Source organism: Brachybacterium sp. GCM10030268, assembly GCF_042666305.1.
Taxonomy (GTDB): domain Bacteria; phylum Actinomycetota; class Actinomycetes; order Actinomycetales; family Dermabacteraceae; genus Brachybacterium.
The window spans coordinates 329,773-348,810 of the sequence record NZ_JBHTCW010000004.1; the positions used below are offsets into that span (position 1 = coordinate 329,773).

The 19,038-nt window shown below is 67.3% G+C and carries 14 protein-coding genes; 7 read left to right on the forward strand and 7 right to left on the reverse strand.

Annotated features, from left to right (window positions below; genetic code table 11):
• The first annotated feature begins 336 nt into the window (after positions 1-336).
• From ACFQRD_RS08955 to ACFQRD_RS08965, 3 genes are read left to right on the forward strand one after another with little or no spacing between them, the layout of a single operon-like run.
• Positions 337-1,653 (forward strand): hypothetical protein, encoded by a 1,317-nt coding sequence (locus ACFQRD_RS08955; protein WP_377803805.1) that lies wholly within the window; start codon positions 337-339, stop codon positions 1,651-1,653.
• A complete protein-coding gene (locus tag ACFQRD_RS08960; protein WP_377803806.1) occupies positions 1,650-4,124 on the forward strand; it encodes a ThiF family adenylyltransferase in 2,475 nt (824 codons plus the stop codon). The genes ACFQRD_RS08955 and ACFQRD_RS08960 overlap by 4 nt, the downstream gene beginning before the upstream one ends.
• Positions 4,121-5,194 carry a patatin-like phospholipase family protein gene (locus tag ACFQRD_RS08965; RefSeq protein ID WP_377803807.1) on the forward strand — a complete coding sequence of 358 codons (1,074 nt, stop codon included), beginning with the start codon at positions 4,121-4,123 and terminating at the stop codon, positions 5,192-5,194. Before ACFQRD_RS08960 ends, ACFQRD_RS08965 begins: the two co-directional genes overlap by 4 nt.
• Positions 5,195-5,924: 730 nt before the next feature.
• Here the strand turns inward: ACFQRD_RS08965 and ACFQRD_RS08970 are convergent.
• From ACFQRD_RS08970 to ACFQRD_RS08980, 3 genes are read right to left on the reverse strand one after another with little or no spacing between them, the layout of a single operon-like run.
• Positions 5,925-6,305, reverse strand: coding sequence for a gas vesicle protein (locus tag ACFQRD_RS08970; protein WP_377803808.1), 381 nt, complete (start codon positions 6,303-6,305; stop codon positions 5,925-5,927).
• Positions 6,305-7,777, reverse strand: coding sequence for an SRPBCC family protein (locus tag ACFQRD_RS08975; protein ID WP_377803810.1), 1,473 nt, complete (start codon positions 7,775-7,777; stop codon positions 6,305-6,307). The genes ACFQRD_RS08970 and ACFQRD_RS08975 overlap by 1 nt, the downstream gene beginning before the upstream one ends.
• Positions 7,770-8,303: a hypothetical protein gene (locus tag ACFQRD_RS08980; RefSeq protein ID WP_377803812.1), complete on the reverse strand. Its 534-nt coding sequence runs from the start codon at positions 8,301-8,303 to the stop codon at positions 7,770-7,772. Before ACFQRD_RS08980 ends, ACFQRD_RS08975 begins: the two co-directional genes overlap by 8 nt.
• 237 nt (positions 8,304-8,540) lie before the next feature.
• Between ACFQRD_RS08980 and ACFQRD_RS08985 the strand changes: the two genes are divergently transcribed.
• Entirely contained in the window at positions 8,541-9,599 is a 1,059-nt protein-coding gene (locus ACFQRD_RS08985; RefSeq protein WP_377803814.1) for a patatin-like phospholipase family protein, read from the forward strand.
• Positions 9,600-9,670: 71 nt separating this feature from the next.
• Here ACFQRD_RS08985 and ACFQRD_RS08990 read toward each other — a convergent pair whose 3' ends face one another.
• The 3 genes from ACFQRD_RS08990 to ACFQRD_RS09000 form a co-directional block, all read right to left on the reverse strand.
• Entirely contained in the window at positions 9,671-10,384 is a 714-nt protein-coding gene (locus ACFQRD_RS08990) for an SOS response-associated peptidase (RefSeq protein WP_377803816.1), read from the reverse strand.
• Positions 10,385-10,493: 109 nt separating this feature from the next.
• Positions 10,494-11,303 carry a cytochrome c oxidase assembly protein gene (locus ACFQRD_RS08995; RefSeq protein WP_377803817.1) on the reverse strand — a complete coding sequence of 270 codons (810 nt, stop codon included), beginning with the start codon at positions 11,301-11,303 and terminating at the stop codon, positions 10,494-10,496.
• Between the two features lie 5 nt (positions 11,304-11,308).
• Positions 11,309-11,824 (reverse strand): DUF2243 domain-containing protein, encoded by a 516-nt coding sequence (locus ACFQRD_RS09000; protein WP_377803818.1) that lies wholly within the window; start codon positions 11,822-11,824, stop codon positions 11,309-11,311.
• 253 nt (positions 11,825-12,077) lie between these two features.
• Between ACFQRD_RS09000 and ACFQRD_RS09005 the strand changes: the two genes are divergently transcribed.
• The 3 genes from ACFQRD_RS09005 to ACFQRD_RS09015 all read left to right on the forward strand — a co-directional run bounded on the left by ACFQRD_RS09005 (position 12,078) and on the right by ACFQRD_RS09015 (position 17,797).
• Complete coding sequence (locus tag ACFQRD_RS09005; RefSeq protein ID WP_377803819.1) at positions 12,078-14,681, forward strand: S-layer homology domain-containing protein; 2,604 nt, start codon at positions 12,078-12,080, stop codon at positions 14,679-14,681.
• Positions 14,682-14,734: 53 nt separating this feature from the next.
• The gene (locus ACFQRD_RS09010; RefSeq protein ID WP_377803821.1) at positions 14,735-16,006 is read left to right on the forward strand and encodes a hypothetical protein; all 1,272 of its coding nucleotides are present in this window, start codon (positions 14,735-14,737) and stop codon (positions 16,004-16,006) included.
• 234 nt (positions 16,007-16,240) lie between these two features.
• Positions 16,241-17,797, forward strand: a complete 1,557-nt coding sequence (locus tag ACFQRD_RS09015) for an S-layer homology domain-containing protein (RefSeq protein WP_377803823.1) — start codon at positions 16,241-16,243, stop codon at positions 17,795-17,797.
• A gap of 152 nt (positions 17,798-17,949) precedes the next feature.
• Here the strand turns inward: ACFQRD_RS09015 and ACFQRD_RS09020 are convergent, their stop codons facing one another.
• Positions 17,950-18,843 (reverse strand): DUF6270 domain-containing protein, encoded by an 894-nt coding sequence (locus ACFQRD_RS09020; RefSeq protein ID WP_377803824.1) that lies wholly within the window; start codon positions 18,841-18,843, stop codon positions 17,950-17,952.
• Positions 18,844-19,038 lie beyond the last annotated feature (195 nt).

Genomic DNA, 19,038 nt, shown 5'->3' on the forward strand with positions numbered 1-19,038 from the left:
AGCTTCGGTGGTGGTTCGTTGCACTCCGGCCCTGAGAGACCTCGGCGGTATCGTGCTATGGCCGGGAAACCTCCGAGCTAATCGCGGTGCGTCGGGCGCGACCGCCGGTCCACCGTCAAGGCCTCGTCGGAGGAAGTGTTGATAGAGATCAATGAGTACGAGGCACCCAGAGCAAACGGCTGGAACGCAAATTCCAGATCCGGGCAGTAGAGCCGTCGATTCCCGCACCTCGGGTCGTGGTTCGCTTTGGTGCCGTAGTCGTGATGTCGGTGCCCTCGGCTACCCTTATCGCAAGCTTGGAGTCGCGCCCGACGAACTCCAGCAGAGAGGCAGCACATGGACCAGTCTGAGGGGCTTCCAGCCCGCGGTGTGGTGTTCTGGCCGGTTGGGACCGGCGACAGCACGACTGTAGTCATCGACGATCTCGTTGTGCTGCAGGTCGATCTCCATGACATGGCGAAAGCAGGTGACGAGACCACGCCGGAGGCCGCGGTGGTTGACCGGCTCGTTGACGCCCTGCCGATGGTGAACAATATGCCGTACCTGGCGACCTTCGCCCTGACACACGTTGATAAAGACCACTGCCTAGGCTTCGCCGATTTGCTGGAGAACGTCAGGATCGGCGAGTTGTGGTCGACCCCTCGGCTGTGGCGTGAGTACAACGATCCGGACGCTCCGGAGCTATGCAGCGACGCGGTTGCGTTCCGGGAAGAGTCAGAGCGGCGCATCGCGGCAACAATGGATGCTGTGAACGCTGGAGGGGTCCCTGCAAGTGGTGATCGCATCCGTGTCATCGGCTACGACGACGAACACAGCTCCCACGCCTATGCCGAGCTGCCGGATGCGTATCTGGCATGGCCAGGCCAGTCGCTGACCGTGCTTGACGGGTACGAGCGTGCCGGCGTGTTCGAGGCATTCATTCACGCGCCCTTCAAGGACGACGCGGCAGCGGCGCGGAACGAGACATCCTTGTCTATGCAGGTCAGTTTGACGGACGAAACCGGTATTGACGGCAAGGTGCTACTGTTCGGCGACTTGGCTCACGACACGGTCATGAAGATCTTCAACTACAGCGAGTACCACAACCGTGAGCAGTATCTTGCTTGGGATTTGCTCTTGGCCCCTCACCACTGCTCCAAGCGCGTGATGTACAAGAAGGATGTCGACGGCAACGAACAGCTCCAGATGGATGTTCTCAACGCGTTCGAGCGCAACGCCCGCCCAAACGCAACCGTGGTCTGCAGCAGCACCGTGTTCCCTGACGCGGACGTGGACGGACACAACCCGCCGCACAGGATGGCAGCAGACCGGTACGCAGAGATCGCGGACGAGGTCATCTGCACTATGTCGTGGATAGATGAGGCAACGCCGTCTCCGGTCGTGTTCGGTGTCGATGCGGCTGGCGCACGGGTCATTCGGGGGGACATCGTCAGCAGCGCGGCGACCGAGGCCAAGGTCGAACGCGCAGCTTCCGCGACTGGTCACAGGTTTGCTGCCATCACCGCAGCCGCTGTCGCTGTCGGGAACGCAATTCCAGCCGCTACAGCTAACTCTGCGCCTTTAGGTGCCGGCCCGGAGCGTGTTGACGCGGCGGTTGCTGCCGACCGAGGCGGCAACAGCGCCCCGGAGACGCCGGTCGGGTTCGGTCGTTGAGCGAGCTGGCCCACCGGCAACTTTCCGACCTCGCCGAAGTCAGCGGTGGTGCGATTCAACTACTGGAGGTCGAGAGCGATGAGAAGGGCCTGACCACCTTCACTGTCTCACTCGATACGTCCGGGATCGTGACGAGTGAGCCGGGCATTCGCGTGCGCGCCCGAGAACGATTCGAGATCGTGGTCGGCTCGTCCTTTCCGCATCTATACCCGGATGTTTACGTCATGCACCTCCGCTGGGCGGGGACGCCACATGTGCAGTGGGGGCGCTTCCTGTGTCTGTATGCGGCTCCTTCCGTGGAGTGGAATCCCGCGGACGGGATGCGCGGTCTGATCGCGCGACTAAACCTGTGGCTGCAGCGTGCCGCGGCTGGCGAACTCGATCCGGCCGGCCAGCCGCTGCACCCGCCGGTCGCGTACAGCTCGTACAAGAACGGCTGGGTAGTTGTTCGCCCCGACTTGGGCGCCCTGGTTCCTTGGGCGGAGACGGAACCCGACTCTGCGCGAGTGCGCCTTCTGTACGCCTGGTGCGCACAGCACGGTGAGCGGATTGATGTCCTGGAGTGGCTCACCGGACAGCAGGTCTATGAACGATTCGTGGCTGACGAACTGTCAGCGCACGACGATCGAGGCACTGCTCTCTTCGTCGTACCGCTTGTGTTGATCAGCGACACCCTCGACATGGAGTACCCCAGCACGGCGGAAGCCCTCGCGACCGCTCTCGACACCTACGGGTATAGCCGCGATGAGCTGCTCAGGGCCTTCGTGAACGCCCGCACCATAAACAAAGCAGTTGGTGTCGCACTGGACGGGGACGGCGCCGCACCCGCCATGATGTTGCTCGGCACTCCCGCGCGCCGGCTCGAACCTGGAAAGCCACTGGCCCACATCACGGCCTGGCACCTGGACGACCTTGGTGAGCAGATCACCGATCTGCTCCAAGACGTCAGCCCGGAACATGCCGATCTCACCCAACGGGTGCGAGACCTCGCAGACACCTGGCTCGGTCTCGCCAAAGTCCAGTGGATGGTCATTCACGAGGCCCGATCGGAGGTGACACGTCGCCGCGACTCCGGATCGCCCGCCCAGTGGCTCGCGGGGCAGAAGGTGTTGATCTTGGGCTGTGGAGCACTCGGGGCACCGATCGCTGAACACTGCGTACGCTCCGGAGTGGCGCAACTGCACGTCATCGACAAGGGCGTCGTCGCGCCAGGAATCCTGGTCAGGCAGCCGTACGACGACGCGGACATCGGCTACAACAAGGCCGAACGATTGGCAAAGAGGTTGTCTCGTATCCGCCGGGACCTTACGGTCACGAGCGCACGGGACAATATCGTGACTGGCACGCTCTCGGCCCCTAAAGCTCTGCTCCAGTACGACCTCATCGTCGACGCGACGGCCGACGTGGGAGTGCGGGTCGGGATCGAACGAGCACGTGCAGCTACACGCGGACAATGGCCACCGACGATCAGCGCGCTGTTCGGGCACACCGCCCAGCGAGGCATCGCCACGGTATCGATGCCGGGTGCTACCGGAAGTGGCCACGACATTCTGCGGCGCGTTGCCATCGACACGGTCACTAACCCGCCCGCGGGCTGGAGCGCCATCGCAGAAGACCTGTTCCCGAATCCGCCGCGCACTGATCGGTTCTTCCCAGAGCCAGGCTGCTCAGCACCAACCTTCACCGGCGCAGCAAGTGAAGTCACGTCGCTTGCGTCCACTCTGTTCTCCGCCACCTTGGCCGCAGTTGCCGACGCGAACACAGCACCAATGTCCGCAATCGGCTGTGATCTTGCGCCCACAGCATCAGGCATCCGCCCCGTGCCGCTGATCTGGCAGAACGACATCACACTCACGGACCACACCGGCGAATATGAAGTCCGCATCAGCGAACGGGCACTTGCTGAGATGCGCACCGAGGCACGGCGAGGACAACGAGTACGAGGGACGCGAGTCGAGACCGGTGGGATGACCCTGGGCAGCCTCGACGAAGCCACCCAAACCGTCTACATCGATGCCGCCACCGGCCCATCGCCCGACAGCCGCCTGTCAGCCGCGTACTTCGACCACGGCATCGAGGGTACCCAAGACGTAGTCACGAGCATCCGCACCGCGACCGTCGATCGGATCGGATTCGTCGGTATGTGGCACACCCATCCGCACGGACCCGCCGCCCCGAGCCCCACCGACGAGGCCGGCATGGCCGACATCGTGTCGCCCGACGGCACTGGGCGCAGAGCCGTCATGCTGATTCTCGGTGGCAGGGGAGAAACGTGGCGGAGCTGGTTGGAGATAGGAACACCGCCGGATCTCTACGTGCGCGTGGTAAGCCGCGCGACCACGACCCGACCTGAGACGCCGATAGCACTCCATCTCATCTCGTCGAGCGCGTGGTTCCCCGGCGGCTACGCCTACCCGAGCCAGAGAACTTCTGACGAAGAGGAACAAGAAGCTCCAGGTGGTGACCGATGACTACGAAGATCGGTCTTGCCCTCTCCGGGGGAGGCTTCCGCGCCACAGCATTCGGCCTCGGTGCTCTCCGAGCCCTCCATGACCGGGACGTCCTCGACAAGGTCAATGTCGTGTCAGGCGTCAGCGGCGGCAGCCTCCTGACCGCCATGTGGGCATACGGTCCCAAACAATTCGACGAGTTCGACGACACCGTCACCGCCCTGCTCCGAAGAGGTCTACAAGCCGAACTAGCGCGCCGCGCACTTACACCACGCGCCGCCTGGCGAGCAACACTGAGCACAATGCGTGCTCTCGGCACTCGGCAAGGTCGCTCGTACTCCCGTGCGGACGCACTGGTTGAGGCACTCGCCGCGCGCCCCTTCGGCGCCGAGAAGATGACCGAGGTTAGGCACGCCGGCCTAGACACTGTCATCTCTGCGACCGACATGAGAACCGGCAACGCTGTCAGGTTCGGCAGCGCCCTCAGTGCCTCTTCCCCTTACGGCGGGATCCTCGATGAGGTGACCGTCGCCGAGGCCGTCGCAGCCTCAGCAGCCTTCCCCGTCCTGCTACCCGCCTTGCATCGGCGATACATGTTTCAGCGAACCGACGGCACGCGCCACGACGAAGAGCTGGTGATGACCGACGGCGGTGTCTACGACAACCTGGGGCTCGCGCCCCTGCTGCCCGGCCGGTCTACCCGCTACAGCCCTCATGTCTACGACCTCGACTACATCATTGCGGTTGATGCTGGTCGAGGTCGCGGCGAACGAACTGCCGCGCGTTTCCTCACAGGACGACTCGCACAGAGCTTCGACATCACCCACACGAAGTCGCAGGACGCTGCGCGAAGCCGAATCCACTCGATCGGAGCGACCGCGGAGATCAAAGGATTTCTTCATGTCTACTTCGGCATGTACGACGACCGGCTCCCAGTCCCGATGGCCGACCTGATCCCACGCGGCACGGTGCAGGCTTATCCCACCAACTTTGCGGCGATGGCCAAGGGCGACTTGGATGCGATCGCCATCCGTGGTGAGCAACTCACACGCTCTCTTATCAACTACTACACCCCCGACCTCGGTGCATGATGCACCTGCAGACTCTTCGCGGTGGCGATCCCGTCGGATGTGGAACGAAGGATTATTTGCCGAAGTGCACCAAGGGAGTGACCAACGGCCTCCAAACCCTGCAAAAACGCAATACCTCGAGCAACGACCGAAACAGAGAAACCCAGGTCAGCGGCGATAGAGCCGTCGGTTCCGACACGTGGGGCAACAACAGGGCGCACGACCCGGGATAGCCGCAGGCCGGTCATCGAGGATCCGCGAACCTTCAAGATGGCCGCCGACAAGCGAGCGCGGGTCAACCTCGACACTCTCCCGATCGCCAGTGAAAATCTACGGGGCGTGCGCATCCTCGATCGGACAGGCGATCGTCGGCCTCGAGGCCACCCAGACCCTCGCCTACTGGCAGTACAGACCAGAGACCTGGGACGCCGACTCCGCGATGTGTGTAGCCGTACAACCCTACGACGGCCTAACCATCAATGGAGTCCAGTACCAGCGAAGGAACTGCACCGGCCGCGACAACATCGCGCTGACAGACTATGAACCGACGCTTCGCTAATCGACCACGCACCTCCGATCCCCACGCCGTCGGCGGCACCGCCTGCGCAGAGATCGTCGAAACCGGTCACACTCCCCCTCATCTGCGAAGAGCCGGTACATGGCCGGCTCTATGACTGCTGGCAGGGCCTACCGTACCGAGGGTTGTCCGCGGGTCTCGCCGCGGCTCCTCGCCCCGGCCTGGAGTGGAGCCTCACCCGTCGACGCGTCCGCGGGTGTAGCGGGATTCGCGCTTGTAGGAGGTCAGCTCGCCTCGGTCGTCGACGTACACGCTGTACTCGGCCAGGATGTCCGTGGTGTCCGGGACCCGGCGGGATTCGAGGAACTCGAGACTCACCTTCCAGCCGTCCTCCTGGCGTTCGACCGCGATGACGGACTCGGGAACCCGACCGGTCAGCTCCGCGAGGTGACCGGTCGAGCGGCGAACCGCACCCTTGGCCGTCAGCACCTTCTTCCGTCGGCGCCGGCCGGAGGGCTTCTTCTCAGCGCGGGACCCTCTGTCCTGACGGCCCTGCTCCTTCTCGTCCTCTGTCCCGTCGCCGCCCAGGTCGTTGTTCTGCGAGGCCTGTGCCATCACGAGGAGCCGCTGGTGTCGTCGGGGTCGACCTCGACGTACTCGAAGTCGCCGTCCTCCTCCTGGGCAGGCTCGTCGGGCTCGGTGCTGGCGTCCTGCTCGGTGCTGCTGCCCTCCGCGTCGGCGGTGCCGCCGGCTTCCTCGGTACCGTCGCCCTCGGCGCCGTCGCTCTGGCCACCGCCTTCGTCGGTGCCGCCGTTCTGGCCGTCGTCACCGTTTTCGGTGTCGCCGTCCTGCCCAGCACCGCCGTCTTCGTCGGTGCCGCTGTCCTGGCCGTCGCCACCATCGCTCTGGTCGCCCTCGCTGTCCTGCTCAGTGCTGGCAGAATCCTGCTCCGTGTCGGCTGATTCCTGCTCGGCATCTGCAGCGTCGGAGCTCTCGCCAGCGTCGGCCTCGGAGGTTCCGTCGCCGCCTGAGGACTCGTCGGACTGGTCGCCGCTCTCGTCGGTGCCGGCCGATTCGTCCTTCGGGCTCTCCTCATCGTCCTGAGCCTGCTGACCCTGCTGTTCCTTGCCTTGCTGACTCTGCTGGCCCTGCTCGCCGTGCTGACTCTGCTGGCCCTGCTCGCCGTGCTGACTCTGCTGATCCTGTTCGCCCTGCTGGTCCTGGGCAACGCGTTCGGCCTCGAGGGCCTCCTCGTGCGTGCGCACCACTTCGCTGTCGCGGATCTCCCCGCGCCAGCCCTCGACGGCGTCCTCGTCCAGGATCGTCTGCGTCATGACGTAGCGGGCGAAGAGGCGGGCCTCGACGCGGATGCGCCGGCCCACCGGGCGTCCCATGTTGCCGACCTTCTCGACGAAGCCCTGCGGGTAATAGTTGACGACGATGAGGATGCGCGTCAGGCGCGGGCCGAGCTCGTGGAACGTGACCGCGCCGTCGAGGTGCCCCTTCTCGCCCTTCGAACGCCAGACGATCTGCTCATCGGGAACCTGCTGGACGATGGTGGATTCCCAGGTGCGGTGAGAGAGGAACACCTGCCCCTTGAACTCCACCTTCTCCTCGGACTGCTGCTCCGCGTTCTCGACCTTCTTCATGAAGCCGGTCCAGTCCTGGAACTGCGTCCACTGGTTATAGGCGACCCTGACGGGCACGCCGACCTCGACCGTCTCGACGATGTTGGAGAACTTCTTGACCTCTGACGACCCACCCGAAGAGGACCCACCGGATGAACCCGGGGTCAGTTTCTCCTTGGCTCCGGCAGCCAGCGCGGAGGCGCCCGCGGTCGCCGGGTTCTTGCCTTCGCTGAGCTTCTCGGCGCCCTTCTTCAGGCCCTCGCCGGCGGCGCCGCCCTCCCCCGGTGTCATGGACTCGGCGAAGTCGTTGAGCTTGTCGGTCAGGGCGGAGGTGCCCTTCTCGGCGAGCGCCGAGGCGTACTCGGTCAGGTCCGATCTCAGGTCATCGAGGGGAAGCTGCTCCAGGGCGCTCTTCCACCACGGCTTGGTCGAGGTGTCCTCGGCGGTGCGCTCACTCATCGGACTCACCCTTCCGGTCCGTGCTCTCAGCCTGGTCGGTGTTCTCAGCGCTGCCACTCGCCTCGCTCTCGCTCGACGAACCGCCCTCGGCCGGCTCGTCGGACGAGTTCTCCGTGCCGCTCGCGGCCGACTCGGAGGAGTCGGAGGAATCCGAGGCCTCTGACGAGTCGGAGGATTCGGAAGACTCTGATGACTCGGGCTGGGAGGATGCGGCGGTCTCGGAGGCGGACCCGTCGCGCAGCTGCGCCGTGCGCTGCTGGAGGTTCTCGCTGAGGGTGTGGATGCCCTTGCCTGCCGCTGCGGTCGCGGCCCCGGTCGCGGCCGTGGCCAGGCCTGTGGTGATCTGCTGGGTGAGCGCCTTGGCCTCGTCGGACTCCATCAGGGACGAGCGGACCGACTCCAGGCCGCGACCACCCTGCTTGACGGCGATGTATCCCAGCACAAGTGCTGCGAGTTTCGCCTGCCGTCCGCGGCCCAGGACGTACCCGCCCAGCAGTCCGAGCGCTATCTTCGATCTCGCGTTCATGGATCTACTCCTCCCGGGAGGATCGGCGCCGTCGGCCGATGATGCGGCAAGTGTTATCCCACCCTCGCAGACGGTCAATGCCTCGCTGCTCCCGCGACTGCGGGGACGGCCGTTGCGCAGGCTCCGCCCCTGATAGCGGGGCTGTTCGCCGTCCTGCCGAGGAGGCGAACACTCGGTCAGTCGGCGGTCCGGTGGTCTCCGCGGCAGGGCTGCGCGGCGTTGGCCTACCCTGTGCGGATGCCGAACGCCCGCCCCTCCCTGCCGTCACCGGACCCGGGCGAGAAGACCCCGCGCGTCGATCTCGTGCTCGAGGGCGGCGGAGTCAGAGGCATCGCGCTGGCCGGCGCGATCGAGGTGCTCGAGGAGCACGGGTATCGCATCAACCGGGTCGCCGGCTCCTCCGCCGGGGCGATCGCCGGCGCACTGGTCACCGCGGGGGTCCCGGCGACGACGATGGTCCAGATCCTCCGCGAGACCGACTACTCGCGATTCGCCGACGGTCCGTGGTGGACCCGGTTCCTGCTCGGCAAGGCTCTGGCCATCCTGCTGCACCTCGGTATCCACCGCGGTGACACCCTCGTCAGTTGGCTCGAGGAGCAGCTGGCCGAGCACGGCGGGCCCGACCGCACCGGCACGTTCGCCGATCTCCTCTGCCACGATCCGCACCTCGGCAGCGAAGGGCAGGGCGATCAGCAGTTCCGCCTGGTCGTGACCGCCTCGGATCTCTCCGCCGGCCGCCTGCGCTTCCTGCCGACGGACGGCGCCGAGTTCGGGACCGATCCCGCGCAGCTGCGGGTGGTCGATGCCGTCCGCGCCTCGGTGGCGATCCCGCTGTTCTTCCGGCCGGTGCGGTGGCGCAGCCGGCGGGGCGGGCCGGCGTGGCTGGTCGACGGCGGGATGCTGTCGAACTTCCCGGTCTCCGTGTTCGACCTGCCCGAGGGGCAGGTGCCGCGTTGGCCCACGTTCGGCATCAAGCTCTCGGCGCGGCCGCCGGACGGGACCGGCACGGTCAACAAGATCACGGGCCCGCTGTCCTACGGCAAGGCGGTCGTGGACACCGTCACCGGGTTCTATGACCGCCAGCACATCGAGGATTCGCACGCGCGGGCGCGCACGATCTTCATCGACACCGACGCCGTCGGCCCCACCAAGTTCTCCCTCTCGGACGAGGAATGCGAGCTGCTGTACACGCGGGGCCGGCAGGCTGCGACCGACTTCCTCGAGGGCACGGCCGATCAGCCGGCGTGGGACTTCCAGGAGTACTTCGCGAGGTACCGCTCCCCCGTGCGGGCGTGACGCTCTCCGCCCCGCGTCGTTTCCCTGTCCCGCTCCCCTACGGCGATCCGGCCCGACGCGGAGGCTGATGCTCAGCCGAGGATGAGCGGTGCGATCAGGCCCGGGTCGGTGCGGTCCACCGTGCGGGTGTTGTTGACCCGGCGATCCACGGGATGGGTGACCAGGGTCTGCGCCTGGCGCTCGGAGACGTCCCCGAGCTCGCCATGCAGGCGCTCCCTGCCGGTGGCGTCGAGCTTGCCGGGGGCGAGCCAGTCCGCCAGCAGATCCTCGTCGAGGAAGGCGGGCATGCGGTCATGGACGTCCCCGGCGGCGTCGCGGGCCTCCCGGGTGATGATCGTGAAGCTGACGTCCCACTCGCCGTCCGCGTTCTGCGCGGCCGTGGTGAGGCCGGCCGCGTGCAGCAGGCGCTCATCGGTGGGGTGGACGTAGTAGGGCTGCTTGCCGGTCTCAGTCTCGACCCACTCGTAGTACCCGGACATCGGCACCACCGCCCGGGAGGAGGCGAAGGCCGCGCGGAACATGCCGTTGGTCGCGGCGGTCTCGAAGCGGGCGTTGATCGGCCGCGGCCCCTTCTCCTTCGCCCAGGAGGGCTGGAAACCCCAGCGGGCGAGCTCGAGGGTGCGCTGCAGCTGCCCGCTCTCGTCGACGTACTCGCGGACGACGGGGGCCTTGGTGCGCGGCGCGATGGAGAAGATCGGGTACCAGTCCAGCTCACGCGCGGGCTGGGCCGCGTAGGCACGCATCTGCCCCTCGGCGTCGATTTCGAGCACATAGCGTCCGCACATGGTGGCGTCTCCTCCGACTCGGTGGCCACGATCGTACTGGGCACCGGGGACGTTCGGGCCCGCTGGAGCGAGTCTTCGGTCAATGCGCCGCTCAGCCGGCGAGCGCCGCTCAGCCAGCCAACACCGCGGCGCCGGCCCGGAGCCGGGTCGCCACGTACCACTGGTGCAGCAGCAGCACGATGAGCGCGACATCGACGGCGTCCCCGCCGTAGTACATGAGCTGCGCGCCCGCCCGGCCGTCATCGGGCGCGACACCGGCCGGCGGGCTGGCCCAAAGCCACTTCGCGAGGATCGAGTGCCCCGCGATGAACGCGATGAGCACCGCCGAGCGCACCGGGATCGAGGCGCGGTGGGGAGTCGGATCCGCCCCGATCAGCGAGGCGGTGAAGAGATACCCGGCGAACACGATGTGGGCATGCACGAGCGCGTGGACCAGCGCCGAGGAGTGCATCAGCGGGTAAAGGCCTGTGGCGTACAGCAGCCACAGCCCGCCGAGGTTGAGGACACCGGCGACCGCCGGATGGGTGAGAGCCCGGATCACCGCAGTGCGCAGCAGCCGCGACAGTCTCCGGGCACCCGTCACCGGGAGCGCCCGCAGCGCCAGGGAGACCGGCGAGCCGAGCACCAGCAGTAACGGGCCGAGCATCCCCGCCAGCAGGTGCCCGGCCATGTGCGCGGTGAAGCTGGTGTGGGCGGCCGCGGCGAGCGGGCCGACGAGCCCCGCTGCGACACATCCCAGCCCGGCGAACCAGGCCATGCTGCGCCGGGCCGGCCACGGGCTGCGGTCGCGAGCCACCCACAGCGCGAGCGCGTACCCCGCCGCGGCCACGAGGAGCACAGTCCCGACGGCGCTCTCGAACAGCGCCCACGCGGCGGCATCCGACGCGGCGACCGCGTCATGGTCGTGCTCGTGGTCCATGGCCGTCAGCCGGCAGTGCCGGTCGGGCGCACGGGGCGGGTGCGCCACAGCATCACCACGCCGATCACCAGCACGAGCGCGGAGGAGCCGATCCACACGGCGTCGTACGGCAGCAGGTTCACGCCGTAGCGGATCTGGTGGATCCGCAGCAGCTTGTGGTCCACGACCCCGTCGAAGAGCTGGAACGCTCCGACGCCGGTGATCACGGCCGCGATCCAGCGCGACCACCTGACCTCGGCGCGGCGACGGACGTCGGCCAGCAGGAACAGCCCCCACACGGTGATGAACCAGGCGATGGCATGGAAGAAGCCGTCGGCGGTCAGCGCCACGCCCGTGGTGGAGAGATCATAGAAGTGGTGCCGCTGCAGGACCAGGTGGAAGATGAACAGGTCGATGATCGAGGCCGCGATCCCGCAGCCGAACAGGACGCCTGAGGCCACGGTCCGACGGTCCGGATCGGGCGCCGCGTGGCGTCGCGCGCCGGTGGCACCGCGTCGTGCGCCCGACCCTGCAGCGCTCATCGTGGCCTCCTCCGCTCGCCGGCGCTCGGCGATGCGCCCATTGTTCTGATCGCCCACACCCCGGGCAACGGTCGTGACCGAGCGGTTCCGCGCCGAGGCCGCAGATGGTGATGCACCGACACCCAACCGTGACCGAATGCCCTGCCGGTGGGCGGACCGGGCCATTACTGTTCGTTCTGTCGGCTGGCCCCCTGTGGCGCCCCGGCCCCTCCCCCACCTCGGTGCGCTGCGCCCATCTCGGAATGATGCCCTTATGCCTCTGGCCTCCCCTGCCCGGATATTCCGTCTCCGCCCCGTTCGTGTCGTCGGCTGGACCGCTCTGGCCTTCGCCGGGCTGACCATCACCGCCGGTGTCGCCCACGCCGAGGAGGCATCCCCGCCCGCGCGCTCTGCCACTCCAGATGCCGTCGCCGCGCCGGAGGCGCAGCACGCCCCGACCGAAACCCACAACGGCCCGGGCGACCCGAGCGAGGCACCGCCCGAGGCCCCGGCGAGCGCAGCTGACGCCCAAGACGCGCCGCCTGCCGCGCCGAAACCGACGGATAAGAGCGAGGACGACGACGAGGACGAGCAGACGGCGTCTGCCGACGAGCACGCAGCCGCGGACACCACCGGCCGGGCCGCGGCACAAGCCGACAAGGTGCCGCTGAGCGAAGCCGGTCAGACTGCCCTGCAGGTCACTGGGGATGAATCCGGCCAGGCTCCGCCAGAGCGCGCTTCGGGCGAGGCTGATCAGACGCGCCCGCGGGACCCTGAGAGCGAGACCGACCGGGACGTCCCGGCCGGCGCTGCGGATGAGACCGGCCAGGACGCTCCGGCCCAGTCCACGGAGGACGAGGAGAACGACACCGTCCCCGCCGCCGGCACGGGCTCGACCACCGCGCCGGTCGACCCCGAGAATCCGCGGCACGAAGATGCCGACGGGGACGTCGCGGTGGAGCTCGAGAACGAGAATGCCGACGAAGACACCACGGCGGACGCCGAGACGGAGAACGCCGGCGAAAACCCCGCGACAGACGGCGAGGACGAGAACCCTGCCGAGGAGCTCGTGGCGGACGTCGAGGACGAGGAGGTGCTGGGCGATACCGACAGCATCGAGGACGTCGCCGCGGACCCCGCCGATGTCCCCGAGGCCGCCGGCGACCTGCTCCTGGACGGGCCGGGCGCGCTGCCCGCCTCGATGCTCGTCGAGCAGCGGGCGTTCAGCGCCACCGCGACGAGCTCGCGTCGCGGGTTCACGGACGTCCCAGCCGGGATGATGTACGCCGACGAGATCCTGTGGATGCAGCGCGAGGGCTACGCGACCGGCTGGCCCGACGGCACATACCGCCCGCTCGAGGACATCAATCGCGACGCGTTCGTGGCGATGATCTACCGCGTCCACGCCCCCACGAGGTACGTGGCTCCTCAGCGCAGCCGCTTCGTCGACGTCGGCACGGACAACATGTACTACCGCGAGATCTCCTGGGCCGCCGAGCAGGGGATCACCACCGGGTGGTCCGACGGTACCTTCCGTCCGCTGGACTCGATCGATCGCGACGCCGCCCTGGCGATGATGCAGCGCTCCTTCGGCGGAGGCGTGCCTGCCCCGTCCCGCTCGCCGTTCACGGACGTCACCCCGCGAACACAGCACTACGGGGCGATGGCCTGGGGCTACGCCAACGGCGTCACCACCGGCTGGTCCGATGGCAGCTTCCGCCCGCAGGACGGCATCCACCGTGACGCGATGGCGGTGATGATGCACCGCCTGGTCGTGCTCGGCCCGGATTCCCAGCGCGGCCTGACCAGCGGCCCCACCGGCACCTACTGGGCCTCGCACGGCGGCAGCTCGCTGATCGGCAAGCCCTCCGGGTACCAGTACCGCTACGGCTCCGGGCTGCGACAGGATTTCGCCGGCGGCTCGGTGCTGTACTCCCCGTCCTCGAACTCCGCCGTGATCATCCGCGGCGAGGCGAAGCGGCTCTACGACGGCCGGGGCGGGCAGGCTGCCTTCGGCATGCCCATCACGCCGCAGATCTCCGTGGCGGGCAGCACCGCCCTGCAGTTCGCCGAGGGCGGGATCTACTCCACCGACGGGTTCACGTTCGTCGTCACCGGAGCGATGTACGACAACTACCGGTCCCTCGGCGGCATCCGCAGCTACCTCGGAGCACCGATCGGCAACCAGCGCACCGGCAGCTCCGGCATCACCTACCAGAGCTTCAAGGGCGGCCAGCTCACCTCCCCCACCTTCCGGAACACGCCCCCGCCGACCACCGTCTCGGGCGGGACCCGCATCAGCTACCGCACCCTGGCCTCCGGCGACCGCGGTGATGACGTGTACGCGGTCCAGGTGAAGGTCGGCGCCACGCCCGACGGGAAGTTCGGCCCCCAGACCCGCGCGGCCGTGATGCGCTACCAGCAGGAACAGGGCCTGCCGGCCACCGGCATCGTCGACATGCGCACGTGGGCGAGGATCATGTCGGTCCCCAACCAGCGCTTCGACGGCAGCAACGGGCGGCTGGCCGCGAACCAGCTGACCGTGATCGCCCCGAACTGGACGCTGCCGAACCAGGCCGCCGCCGCGTTCACCGCGATGCAGCGCGCCTTCACCGCCGCCACGGGCCGCATGTTCACGCTCAACGACGCCTACCGTCCGATCGACCGGCAGATCCAGCTGCTGGTGGCGCTGGGCCGGCCCACGGCGGCTTTCGCGGGCACCTCCCCGCATGGCGATGCCCGCCGGGGCGCGGTGGATATCCAGGTCACCCGCGGGGACGTCACCCACCGGTGGCTGGTCGCCAACGCCTCCCGCTACGGTTTCGGGCAGACCTCGTGGCAGGCGAGGAACGAGCCGTGGCACTGGGAGCGGCGGTAGTACCGTTCCCTCACGGCACGTGGCCGTGCTTCGCCCCCGCACAAGGAGCCCGCATGGACGCAGAGATCCAGCTGATCAGTGACGGAGACGGTCTTGCGGTGCTCGGAGACCCGGCGGCCGTCGACGCGTTCCTCGGCTCGGCAGGCGTCGAATCCCGGGAGCTCCCGCTGGAGAAGCTGCGTGCAACGGGACGGAACGGCACTGCCGCCCGCGTCGGTTCAGCGGCGATGGAAGTGGGAGCCGTGGCCGCCGTGAATGCGGGCCGCTGGGTGAAGCTCACGGAGGAGTCCGCGCGAAAGCTTCAGCTGGGTACCGCGATGAAGGGCTCGACCGACGGGGTGAGTCGCGCGCTGCTGACCGAGAACGGCAAGATCTCCAGCGTCTTGGAGTTCGCGAAGACTCCGGCCGGGATGCTCACCAACCCTGCCCTGCTCACGGGGGCCGCCGGGATCATGGCGCAGCTGGCCATGCAGCAGACCATGGACGAGATCACCGACTATCTCGCCGCGATCGACGAGAAGGTCGAGGACGTGCTGCGGGCCCAGAAGGACGCGGCTCTCGCGGAGATGATCGGTGCCGGGTTTGTGATCGATGAGGCGATGATCGTCCGCAAGAAGCTCGGCCGCGTCCCCGAGGTCACGTGGAGCCAGGTCCAGTCTACGGCGGGCACAATCGCCAGCGCCCAGGCCTATGCGCTGCGCCGGCTCGACGCCGTCGCCGCCAAGCTCGAGGGCAAGCGGACGATGGCCGATATCGCGAAGGCCGCCAAGCAGACCGAGCCCGAGATCCGCGAATGGCTCGCGGTGCTCGCGCGCGCCTTCCAGCTGCTCGACGCGAAGGATGTGCTCGAGCTCGACCGGGTGCTGGAGACGACGCCGGAGGATGTCGAGAGCCACCGTCTTGCCCTGCGCGCGGCGCGCCAGCACAGGCTGGAGAAGGTCTCCTCGTGCACGGTACGGGTACTGGAACGGGCAGAATCTGCCGCCTCCACGGCGAACTCGAGAGTCCTTCTGCATCCCGGTTCTGCGAAGTCGGTGGTGCGCTCGAGCAATGCGGTCTCAGGAGATGTGATCGAGTTCCGAAGCCACCTGGGGATCGATGCCGAGCATGACGCGGTCACGGCGCGGCGGTGGATCGATGCCGCCGGCGACCTCCGGGACGGAGTGCGCGCCGGGGTGAAGCAGACCGGCAGCGCCGGCGTCGATGCCGCCAGGAGGCTCGGCGGCAGCACAGCAGAGCGGGCTCGCTCGGTGCGCGGTGGGGTCTCCCGCGGAATCGGCGAACGGCTCCGGCGAGGCCGGGAGGACAGCGCAGACGACGAGTAAGGCTACGTCGGATTGCGTACTGAGCGGTTCCTCAAGCGCCCTGCACAACTGAACCGCGTCGCAACGTCGACACCCGTGAGCATTCAACTTGGGCTCGGAGAACTCGGAGCCGGAGTTGCCAGCGACCGCGCGGGCAAACGGCCTCAAGGTGATGCGAGCCCATAATCCGACGATGGCAGTTTCCGGCACTGCGTCAGGGCACGGTCGTGCAACGAAAGCTTTCAGGCTGGGCGAATGTGGTTCGCGCGTCGCTCGTCGGGGATAGGTTCTTCTCGTCCTGTCCAATTTATCCACTCTGAGGTGTTTATGAATTCGAGCTTGCGACGGCTGTCGACCATGACCTTGGCCGCCCCGCTCCTCCTCGCCGGCGGCCTCGCCGCCCATGCTGACGGTCCCGACACGGCGGCTCCCGTCGTCGCCGATTACTCCGTCACCTCCGATGACGGAGACGACGACCTCGCCTACTTCATCGAGCAAGAGCCCGCCACGTTCACGGTCCGTGTGCACATCACGGATGAGACGGGCCTCGACCGCACGTCCGGTCTCTTCAACCCGCCGAGTCCCGTCATCACCGTTTCCAGCACGGACACCGATCAGTCAGTCGGCTTCGGTGGCATGGAACTGGTCTCCGGCGACGCCATGGACGGCTGGTACGAGAAGACGATCACGATCCCTGAGGGACGAGCGCCCGGCGAGTGGGAGGTGACGATTTACCCCCTCGACGACACCTTGGGCAACCGCACCGAGTTCGGTGATTTCGCGATGTTCGGCACGCTCGGAATCGTCGAAGTTGTCTACGGCACCCCCGCCACACCTGCCAACGTCGTCTTCAACGACTCGGAGCGCACCTACACGATTCCTTCCACGGGCGGTGTCGAGTACCTCCTCGATGGCGAGGTCGTAGAGCCCGGCACCTACGATGCGTCGGGCACCGTGGCCGTCACCGCCCGAGCGCTCAATGGTTTCGTCCTCGACGGTGAGTTTGAGTGGAAGCACTCCTTTGCCGCACAGACCGTCACACCGGAAGCCGTCACGTTCTCGGACCAGAGCGGAACCGCACGCGACACCTATACAGTCCCCTCCACGGAATACGTTGAATACCTGGTCGACGGTGAGGTCGTAGAGGCCGGGACGTACTCGGCGTTCGGAGACGTGTCGGTCACTGCACGCGCGGTGGACGGCTACGAGCTGACGGGCACCTCGACGTGGTCGAACTCGTTCACGTCCAAGACCCCGTTCATCGACGTCACGCCGGGAGTCGAGCACTACGACGCGATGATGTGGATGTACGACTCCGGGCTGTCCACTGGCTGGAAGACCAGCAGCGGACCGGAGTATCGGGCGCTGAGCCCGGTGAACCGCGATGCCATGGCGGCGTTCCTCTACCGCCAGGCGGGCTCCCCCGACGTCACGCTGCCGTCGACGTCCCCGTTCACCGATATGCGGCCTACGCAGGAGCACTACAAGGCCGTCGTCTGGGCGTACCAGGAAGGGATCACCACGGGGTGGACCATGAGCGACGGGACCCGTCAGTTCCGTCCGGTGCGACCGATCGCGCGCGATGCGATGGCGGCGTTCCTATACCGGTTCGCCGGTGAGCCGGCGTACTCGATGCCCGACGGAAAGTGCTTCGCCGATGTGCCGCACAGCACCATGTACGCGAAGGAGATGTGCTGGATGAAGTCCTCCGGCGTCTCGAAGGGCTGGCGAGACGGCACCTACCGCCCGCTTCAGCCGGTCAAGCGGGACGCCATGGCGGCGTTCCTGCAGCGCTACGACGCGATGGGCTGATCTTCTTCCGAACCCAGTTCCACCGGGCCGCCCGAGCAGTTCGGGCGGCCCTGTGCTCAGCTCGTCGAGATGTCACAGCCCGCGCGTGAGCCAAGGGGCTGAAAAGCACCACCGAGACTTTCAGTGGTCCGGCCCAGCATGAAACGCTAGCTCTACTCGTCGTTGCCCACTTCGCTATCCGCCGCCGAGGGCCGGGCGTTGCTGTCTGCCTCAAGGTGAGATACCCGCTTAGCAGTAGGATCCCCAGTCACTACGCCATTATCCGAGTTTCCACTGGGCGCCTCCTCATCGTGGCTAACCTGTGTGAGCAGGCTGTCGATGATCTCCTCATACACGTCCTGCGTGTAATGGAAGGGCGCGAGGCCCCAGCGGTGGCCGGGGTCTGCAAGTACGCCCAGGGGCTGCATCTCGAGAACGCTGAAACCGAGCTCGCGGAGCCGGTCGAAGTACCGGCGATACGCCGCATTCGCCTCGACAGCGCTGGTGCCCATGCTGCCCGGCGTCTCCTGCCCGTCGGCAGTGACCACGGCCCACGGGATCTCGAGCACCACCGTCTTCTCGAACAGCCCCTGCTCGCGAAGATGGTCGCGGAACTGTTCAGCGCGCGGGGACCAGAGCTCGAAGTGCTCATCGGACCCGAAGGCGACGTGGCGAGCATCCTCGACCGCGGCGAGCGCTTCGGGGACCGCGATCAGATCAATACTGCGGGTGATGACCGAACCGTCGTCCAGCATGTGCACGCCATGGCGTTCGTCCGTGAGATCCCACAGCAGCAGATCGGTCCGTGTCGCGACCGCATCCAGGCGCCGCTCCAGATCGCCGGCGAAGTCCGCTTCCATCATGCGGCGCTGGAAACGGTGAGCCACCTGCGCATCCTCCGGGAACAGCGCCGAGGCATCCCGGCCCACAGAGATCAGAGACTGCCGTGCGATGTAATCGGCAACCTTGAGGCGGTCGTGCCCCGCGAGGTCCACGGAGTCGCGGGCGACGCAGCTGCCATAGATCGTGACGCGCAGTGGCGTCTTCTCGGCTGGCTGGTCGATCACGGTGTTCCCTCACGGTCAAGGCGATGGCGATTCCGGGTGGTTCGGGTCGGACCAGACTACCGGGGCAACCCCTGGCCGATGTCGAGTGGGCAGTGTCTTGTGGCGCTCCCGACAAGGCTTGGACACCGCGGTCACGCCTCCGAGATGGCACCCTCCGAGAAAATCGCCGTGGGACGATGAAGCGCCCCGCTTGCT

What these genes read in the sequence shown, in the direction of transcription:
- ACFQRD_RS08955 (WP_377803805.1), top strand. Translation starts at nt 337, where the DNA reads ATGGACCAGTCTGAGGGGCTTCCAGCCCGCGGTGTGGTGTTCTGGCCG.
- ACFQRD_RS08965 (WP_377803807.1), top strand. Translation starts at nt 4,121, where the DNA reads ATGACTACGAAGATCGGTCTTGCCCTCTCCGGGGGAGGCTTCCGCGCC.
- ACFQRD_RS08970 (WP_377803808.1), bottom strand. Translation starts at nt 6,305, where the DNA reads ATGGCACAGGCCTCGCAGAACAACGACCTGGGCGGCGACGGGACAGAG.
- ACFQRD_RS08975 (WP_377803810.1), bottom strand. Translation starts at nt 7,777, where the DNA reads ATGAGTGAGCGCACCGCCGAGGACACCTCGACCAAGCCGTGGTGGAAG.
- ACFQRD_RS08980 (WP_377803812.1), bottom strand. Translation starts at nt 8,303, where the DNA reads ATGAACGCGAGATCGAAGATAGCGCTCGGACTGCTGGGCGGGTACGTC.
- ACFQRD_RS08985 (WP_377803814.1), top strand. Translation starts at nt 8,541, where the DNA reads ATGCCGAACGCCCGCCCCTCCCTGCCGTCACCGGACCCGGGCGAGAAG.
- ACFQRD_RS08990 (WP_377803816.1), bottom strand. Translation starts at nt 10,384, where the DNA reads ATGTGCGGACGCTATGTGCTCGAAATCGACGCCGAGGGGCAGATGCGT.
- ACFQRD_RS08995 (WP_377803817.1), bottom strand. Translation starts at nt 11,303, where the DNA reads ATGGACCACGAGCACGACCATGACGCGGTCGCCGCGTCGGATGCCGCC.
- ACFQRD_RS09000 (WP_377803818.1), bottom strand. Translation starts at nt 11,824, where the DNA reads ATGAGCGCTGCAGGGTCGGGCGCACGACGCGGTGCCACCGGCGCGCGA.
- ACFQRD_RS09005 (WP_377803819.1), top strand. Translation starts at nt 12,078, where the DNA reads ATGCCTCTGGCCTCCCCTGCCCGGATATTCCGTCTCCGCCCCGTTCGT.
- ACFQRD_RS09010 (WP_377803821.1), top strand. Translation starts at nt 14,735, where the DNA reads ATGGACGCAGAGATCCAGCTGATCAGTGACGGAGACGGTCTTGCGGTG.
- ACFQRD_RS09015 (WP_377803823.1), top strand. Translation starts at nt 16,241, where the DNA reads ATGTGGTTCGCGCGTCGCTCGTCGGGGATAGGTTCTTCTCGTCCTGTC.